Source organism: Pseudomonas sp. GW821-FHT04D07 (assembly GCF_059420225.1).
Genome location: NZ_JBWKTH010000042.1, coordinates 40451 through 46818 on the forward strand (window position 1 = coordinate 40451; position 6368 = coordinate 46818).

Sequence of the window (6368 nt, forward strand, 5' to 3'; positions counted from 1 at the left end):
ATTCTTGTTTTTCTTGGAAGTTTAAAATTAACGAAACAAACCATATCTGTTTGTTGTTTGCTTGCGCAACGGTATGCGTTAAGTGGGTTGGGTTATGCAATTTGTCCGACCGATTTATTACGTTCCCTCAAGTGGCGAGCGAGATGTTCGGCAAACGCACTGACGGTCCTGGAGCGTGGCTGGTCGCTACGAAAGACCAGGCCGAACTCGTAACTCAAGGTCGGACGAAACGGGCGAATGACAATAGGCAAATGTCGAAAGTGCGACGCCAGCAGCGAATTGATAATCGACACCCCGAGGCCCTCGGCCACGAATTCGCATGCCGCGCCCGCCGAATGCACTTCGACCCGGATCTGTGGCACCAGGTTGGCCGCGCGGAAGATTAAGTCCAGTTCGGTGCGCAGTGGCCTTTGCCGCCCGAGCAACACCAGGGGCACATCGCGCAGGTCCTCGACCGTGACGTATTCATGCTCGCTCAACGGGTGCCCGATGGGCATCACGCAGACGCCTTGGGCGCGTAATACGGGCTCGACATCAAAGTCCGCCAACTGCGTGGGTAGCCGAACGAACCCTAGGTCGACCGATCGCTCCAGCACCGCACGTTCTATCGTCTCGTAGGGGCCGGTGATGATCTCGATCACCATGTTTTCATGGTGTGCGACGAAGCTGGCGACAATGCGTGGCATCAATTGCTGCGCCATGCTGTTGGGGACCCCGACCTTGAGTAGGGTCTTGCGTGCACCGCCGATGCGCAGCTCATCGGCTAGGCGTTGGATCTTCTGCACGCCGTCCACCACGGTGGTGATTTGCGCCAGCAGTTCTTCGGCATCCGGGGTGGCGAGCAGGCGGCCCTTTTTGCGAATGAACAAGGGCAGGCCCAAAGACTCCTCCAACTGGCCGAGCAAGCGACTGACTGCGGATTGCGACAGACCAGTGCGCGCTGCCGCGCCGATGGTTGAGCCGGTGGTCATGATGGCCTGGAAGGCCTCGAATTGTTTGAAGTTCATTCGCTTCCTCTATTGATACCAGAGATTTCATCAAATTAATACGTTCTGCATAGCTCGATGCACAATGCGCATAATATTGCTCGATGCTTTCATTGTGTCTAGTATCTGCTGTCACGTCGACAGGCGTCCATAGAGAAATAAAAATAAGAAGACTTGGCTGTCTAGTGTTTCCTACTGCTTAAAATAAATAAATAAAAGGCTGGGAAAATATGCGGATTGATATCAAATGCGGTGGTTTTCTGTGCGCGACATTTGCGTCGGTGGTTTCACCTGAACTGTTGGCGCAAGGTTTTATCGACGATGCACACGCCGATCTATTGTTTCGAAACTATTACTTCAATGATAATTATCATGGCGGTGCAAATGATCGCCGCGAGTGGGGGCAAGCTTTTCTGCTGAATGCGGGGACCGGTTATACCGATGGTGTCGTCGGATTTGGCCTGGACGCATTGGGGCTTTCGGCTGTGCGTCTCGATTCAAGTCCGCAGCACGCCGGTACCGGATTACTGCCGGTCCTTAGCGATGGTCACGCAGCGTCGGGGTTCTCCAGTTTCGGGCTGGGGATCAAGGTCAGGTTCTACGACACTGTGATCAAGTACGGCACGAACATGATGAAAATCCCGGTGCTCGTGCCCAATGACGGTCGCCTGCTACCCCAAACCTTGCAGGGTGCTCAGGTCGAGTACAAAGGCTTTGCGGGAATGACGTTGCACGCAGGGCAGATGGACAGGTTCAAGTTTCGCGACTCGACGGACAGCGTTGCGTTTTACCCCAATGGCTACAGCGGCAGCAAAGGTTCGGAGTTTGACTTTGCCGGAGCGACTTACGCGTTCAGCAAGCAGTTAAGTGCTACCTATTACTATGGTGAAATGACCGACTTCTACCGCCAGCAGTTTGTTGGTCTGGTGCATAAGCTGCCGCTGGGGCCGGTTAGCCTGAACAGTGATCTTCGCTACTTCACCAGCGGTGAAGCCGGCGCGGCCTGGTCCGGTCCGGTGGACAGCGACATGTTCAGCGGTCTCTGGACTTTCAACTACGGCGGCCACTCTCTGGGGTACGGCTATCAGAAGGTCATGGGTGATACGGCCTTGCCCTATATCAGCGGCGGATCGGTCTACTCCTTCACCAACGCAGGCGTCGGTAAGTTCGTCCAGGGGCGTGAGCGCACGCGAATGTGGCGTTATGACTATGACTTTGCTGCCATCGGCACCCCGGGACTGAGGTTCATGATCCGTGGCTATGACGGAGGCAACGGGCTTTCCAAAGGCAAGATGGCCAATGAGCGGGAGGTGGACACCAGCGTTGAGTATGTCGTGCAGGACGGTACCTTCAAAGGCTTGGGGATCGAGGTGCACCAAGACCGATATCGTTCCTCGTTCGCGACGGACCGCGATGACAGCAGGCTCTATCTAACCTATGAGTTGAAGCTGTGGTAATGCGGGCAGCCTGTCGTATGTGCATCCGCAGGGCGCCAACGGTCAGTTGTGAATTAAGTGGTGGTGTGGGGGAGGGTGGGCTCGATGGTGCGAACGTTTCTCGAGGCTGAACTTGCGCAACTACAGCCTACCGCTTCAATTGGCCCCCGTATCGGGCAACAACGCTGGGCGTTCAGATTGAGATGTAAGGGGGAAACGGTGTCCTGTCTTTCATGGGGCTCGTTCACCTCCTGACAAACTCAACGATCTCATTCTAACTGCGGCGACACGTAATAAACGCGGTGATGAATGCACCGAAAGCATGAACGACTATCGCAAGTCCGGCTTTTACCAAGTGCGTCCCTATGCTGGCGGCCTGATCTTCACGACAGATTTTCCGCATGTCACCCGAGCCTGTGACGAGGACATTGCAATTCCATGGGCCAAGGTTGAGCCATTCCTCAACACCGAAGGCAAGAAAGCGATGCGCTCGATACGGAGCGCCACGATCGCGGCAACCCCCCAGTAATTCCTGGAGCCCTCTTTTACCTCTTTCGGCAGGGCGTCATGAAAATATGTAACGCCTCACCGTCGTCATGGGGGCTTGCCAAAGACATAAAAAAGCCCGACAGCGTCGGGCTTGAGTGAGGTGTGCTGTAGGCCGATTCCAGGTTATGAATCAACCCGCTCGTCCTTGAGTGACAGAAGCAGATACGGCGTCTCTGGGTCTGTTTCCACCAGGTTGAGCGTCAGCTCCAGAGAGGACTGCTTCGTGCGACGCCCTGTGTGCAGCCGCTGGTAGAGTCCGAAGTGAATCTGCCGAGCATCGGGCTGCCGGTGATGCGCTTTGCTTACAGCGTGCAACAGATCCAGCAGCCGACTCTCATAGGTTGAACCACACCGGTGCTGATTGCTCTGCACCGCTTTGTCCCAGGCCCGTGGCGTGACGGACAGTGAGTACTTCATCTTACTGACGCGATCTTGGTTCGGTTGTGGGGACATGAGATTTCTCCTGTTCAGAGAAACCACCGCCCCGGCCGGGAGGTGATTTCCCGGTGACGGTTATTGAGGCTTTATCCAGCCTTGATTATCAGTAGGTGCAGCAGGTGACGCCTGTGTCGTGGAGCGCCTTCAACACAGGCTCTCGCCATCTGGGTGAAACCCAAAAGCCTTTCAGCTCCTTGGCTGTTTGACGGGCAAAACTCGCCGAGTCGTAAGAGTCCGAGCGCATATCCTCGTTGGCTTGTGCCAGCAGTGCCTGTATCCGTGCCTCCAGCGCACGCACTTCTTCATCGGTACGACAGGGCCGTCGCCAAACGATCTCAGAGGGGTCTACAACACCCGAGAGCACCCGTTGAACATCAGCGCTGCCATAGACCGCAGCGCGTGGTCTGATGGGTTCTGAGAAGGTGTAGTAGACCTCGACCGTGCGAGGATCGAACGACGCCGCCGCACTCAGTTTTGGATACGTATGCAGCTTGTCGAACCGTGAGGTACAGAGCGCAATGGCGTCCTCAATCAGACCCACATGTCCCACCTCGTAGGCACAGGCGATATGGTGATAACCCACGCGCGGCTCCTCTTCCGGCAAGCTCATCACACCGCTGCAGATGATCGTGAACTGCCGCTGAAATTCGTCCAGGCGCAGAAACGAATCGGGGACGTAGGGGTTCCGAATGAACGGAAAAGGTAGACACAACACTTTCAATGGCTTTCCCATAAAGCACTCCTGGGGGCGGGCAGGGCTCGCCCCATAGGGCGAGAATCCCTATGGATGGATGTAAGGTTTAAGTCGTGGTCAGGCGCCGCGCAGGGCACCCAAATCAATTGAACCGCGAGACGACGATCATCCGCGTCGCGTGGCTTGCTCGCAGCAAGCGCCGCAAAAGGTGAGCTATCCGTCTTGCCGACCTGACGACAAATCAGTGGCCTGAGAGAAGGTGTTGAGTGGGCATGGTCGACAAGGACCACGCCCATGAAGTGAACGCCGATCAGCTGCGGGCATCGCAGGGAGCCGGTGTTCGATCAGCGTGCCAGCGTCTGCACTGACGGAGTAAAGACTGAGCCGTTGAGGCTCTTTGCAGTAGCTATTGGGCATGGTGCTTCTCCTGGTTCATGAAGGGGAACGCGGAGAACACTTCGCCCGGCGGGGAAGGGTTCCCCGCGTGGGTGGGTACAGCGAATGTTGTTACGCCAGGTACTTGAGTCCAGAAGTGACCAAGCCGGAGGATGCACCGGCTGCGGCACCTATGATCAACAAGAGGCGTATCGTCAGATTTTTGCCTAAGGTATCCACCTTGGCGTCAAGCTTCACCAGGCTTTTCTGAAGCTCGGAGATATCGCTTTTCAATTCAGTACGAAGCGCCGAGATATCCGCTTTCACTTCGCTACGAAGCGCCGAGATATCCGCTTTCACTTCGCTACGAAGTACCGCAATGTCTGCTTTCAGTTCAGTGCGAACCGCTGAGACATCAGTTTTACTAGCAAAGACTGAGGTCATCTCTTTCTCCATTGCCTCAATGACGGCAGTAGCGTGTTCATCTGGAACGTTGGATGCGACCAACGCTTTGTATAAAACCGTTTCCATTTTCATGGAACCTCCAAAATTAAGGGAGGACCTGGCCCATACGGGCGAGGCCCGTATGGGGGGAAACAGTGAAGCAACAGCAGAGCTTCCATCGACAGCAGTCGATTGGTCGCGCTACTGGAAGCGTTGCGACCTGGGGAGTGGATCATGCGCAATGGCGCATCGTAGCCTCCCGGATCCAAGCTACATGGACATGGTGCTGACAACGTCAGCGGTATGCCCCGACACAATGACCAACACCGCAGAGGGCTGTCAAAACCCGAACTGCTACAAGCTTTTTCAGATCGTTGGCGCAGCTACTAGGGCAGGGACCAGGACTACAAATTCGGTTCCACTGCGAGCGTAGGAGTCTTCGTGATCCACTGGTCGATCATTACCGAACGATGCATGCGCAAGTGCGCGGTTGCTGCGTTGTCCTTTTCGCGATGGGCATGCTTTGTGTGGGGGGGCGGAACCGGTCAGCTCTTGCACCAGGTTGATACCGTCGAAGACATAACCGGTGGTCTGCCCGGCAATCGTCTTCTGGCTGCGTCTGTTGGCGGCGTCATAACTGAAGCTGCCGGACGTGGTGCCCGTGAGCGTGGTCTGGCCATAAGGGTCATAGGTGTACTGCGTGGTGAACGCGCCGGTGCTGTTGGTGAGCGCTTGGGTTGAACCCAACTCATCAACCGAGTAGCTGAAGGTGCTGCCACTGGCCAGGGTACGGTTGAATACTTCATCGAAGCTCTTCCCGGTATGGCTGGATAAATTATAAAAATCTTTATGGGGTACCATCCTGGTCATCCATGCAGTATCGCGGTGGATTATGCTCCGCGGATGTTTAGAATGATGAATAGCGAAAATAAAAATACAAGGGTGCTTGTTGCTATTGCATAGAAAAAGCCAAAGCTGATCTTGATGAGCGCTGCATCATCTGTCGGGGATTGATAGCCAATATATCCTCCAGCTAATGCAGATATTGCGACTCCTGCTGCGAGAACATAATACGTCTTGTAGTTGGGGGCGAGCATCGGGATGATAGCTACGTAAAATACGCTTATTATAAAGGTGAGTGAAATAATAACTATTACTGCTGAAGTAATGCTTCTTTTGATGGTGTTCATGTTTATTTTTCTCCTGATAGTAGTCTCCAGGCAAGGTTGTTTAACCTGGCTGTTTCGGTTTTGCAGTTGTTGTATGTTATCCCGTTGCGGTGGTTGTTTGCAGGGTTGTTGAGTTGGTCAAAAGCTAAGCGGTAGTAGGGGGCCATAAAGGAGGGGGCGGCGGGCTGTTTTTCAACAGTATCGGCCGCAAGCGGCCAGTCACTCGGAAGAGAGCGATTTCGTGGGATCTGGCCGATTGCGTCGTGTAGCGTCGCTC

At 54.8% G+C, this 6368-nt stretch carries 9 protein-coding genes; 2 read left to right on the top strand and 7 right to left on the bottom strand.

Going from position 1 to position 6368, the window contains the following annotated elements; all coding sequences use genetic code 11:
* Positions 1 to 92: 92 nt before the first annotated feature.
* Positions 93 to 1007 (bottom strand): LysR family transcriptional regulator, encoded by a 915-nt coding sequence (locus AC07T0_RS29875; protein WP_495004556.1) that lies wholly within the window; start codon positions 1005 to 1007, stop codon positions 93 to 95.
* A gap of 209 nt (positions 1008 to 1216) precedes the next feature.
* On the opposite strand from AC07T0_RS29875, the gene AC07T0_RS29880 reads away from it, so the two are divergent.
* Together AC07T0_RS29880 and AC07T0_RS29885 are read left to right on the top strand one after the other, a co-directional pair.
* A complete protein-coding gene (locus AC07T0_RS29880) occupies positions 1217 to 2443 on the top strand; it encodes an OprD family outer membrane porin (RefSeq protein ID WP_495004557.1) in 1227 nt (408 codons plus the stop codon).
* Positions 2444 to 2744: 301 nt separating this feature from the next.
* A complete protein-coding gene (locus AC07T0_RS29885) occupies positions 2745 to 2951 on the top strand; it encodes a hypothetical protein (RefSeq protein WP_495004558.1) in 207 nt (68 codons plus the stop codon).
* 143 nt (positions 2952 to 3094) lie between these two features.
* Here the strand turns inward: AC07T0_RS29885 and AC07T0_RS29890 are convergent, their stop codons facing one another.
* The 6 genes from AC07T0_RS29890 to AC07T0_RS29915 form a co-directional block, all read right to left on the bottom strand.
* Positions 3095 to 3424 (bottom strand): hypothetical protein, encoded by a 330-nt coding sequence (locus AC07T0_RS29890; RefSeq protein ID WP_495004559.1) that lies wholly within the window; start codon positions 3422 to 3424, stop codon positions 3095 to 3097.
* Positions 3425 to 3512: 88 nt separating this feature from the next.
* Entirely contained in the window at positions 3513 to 4142 is a 630-nt protein-coding gene (locus AC07T0_RS29895; RefSeq protein WP_495004560.1) for a hypothetical protein, read from the bottom strand.
* Positions 4143 to 4610: 468 nt separating this feature from the next.
* Entirely contained in the window at positions 4611 to 5015 is a 405-nt protein-coding gene (locus AC07T0_RS29900; RefSeq protein ID WP_495004561.1) for a hypothetical protein, read from the bottom strand.
* Between the two features lie 273 nt (positions 5016 to 5288).
* Positions 5289 to 5783, bottom strand: a complete 495-nt coding sequence (locus AC07T0_RS29905) for a hypothetical protein (RefSeq protein WP_495004562.1) — start codon at positions 5781 to 5783, stop codon at positions 5289 to 5291.
* A 29-nt stretch (positions 5784 to 5812) separates the two neighbouring features.
* Positions 5813 to 6112, bottom strand: coding sequence for a hypothetical protein (locus AC07T0_RS29910; RefSeq protein ID WP_495004563.1), 300 nt, complete (start codon positions 6110 to 6112; stop codon positions 5813 to 5815).
* 2 nt (positions 6113 to 6114) lie between these two features.
* Positions 6115 to 6368: hypothetical protein (locus AC07T0_RS29915; protein WP_495004564.1), on the bottom strand; the 254-nt coding region annotated here is incomplete at its 5' end.

What these genes read in the sequence shown, in the direction of transcription:
- AC07T0_RS29875 (WP_495004556.1), bottom strand. Translation starts at nt 1,007, where the DNA reads ATGAACTTCAAACAATTCGAGGCCTTCCAGGCCATCATGACCACCGGC.
- AC07T0_RS29880 (WP_495004557.1), top strand. Translation starts at nt 1,217, where the DNA reads ATGCGGATTGATATCAAATGCGGTGGTTTTCTGTGCGCGACATTTGCG.
- AC07T0_RS29885 (WP_495004558.1), top strand. Translation starts at nt 2,745, where the DNA reads ATGAACGACTATCGCAAGTCCGGCTTTTACCAAGTGCGTCCCTATGCT.
- AC07T0_RS29890 (WP_495004559.1), bottom strand. Translation starts at nt 3,424, where the DNA reads ATGTCCCCACAACCGAACCAAGATCGCGTCAGTAAGATGAAGTACTCA.
- AC07T0_RS29895 (WP_495004560.1), bottom strand. Translation starts at nt 4,142, where the DNA reads ATGGGAAAGCCATTGAAAGTGTTGTGTCTACCTTTTCCGTTCATTCGG.
- AC07T0_RS29900 (WP_495004561.1), bottom strand. Translation starts at nt 5,015, where the DNA reads ATGAAAATGGAAACGGTTTTATACAAAGCGTTGGTCGCATCCAACGTT.
- AC07T0_RS29905 (WP_495004562.1), bottom strand. Translation starts at nt 5,783, where the DNA reads ATGGTACCCCATAAAGATTTTTATAATTTATCCAGCCATACCGGGAAG.
- AC07T0_RS29910 (WP_495004563.1), bottom strand. Translation starts at nt 6,112, where the DNA reads ATGAACACCATCAAAAGAAGCATTACTTCAGCAGTAATAGTTATTATT.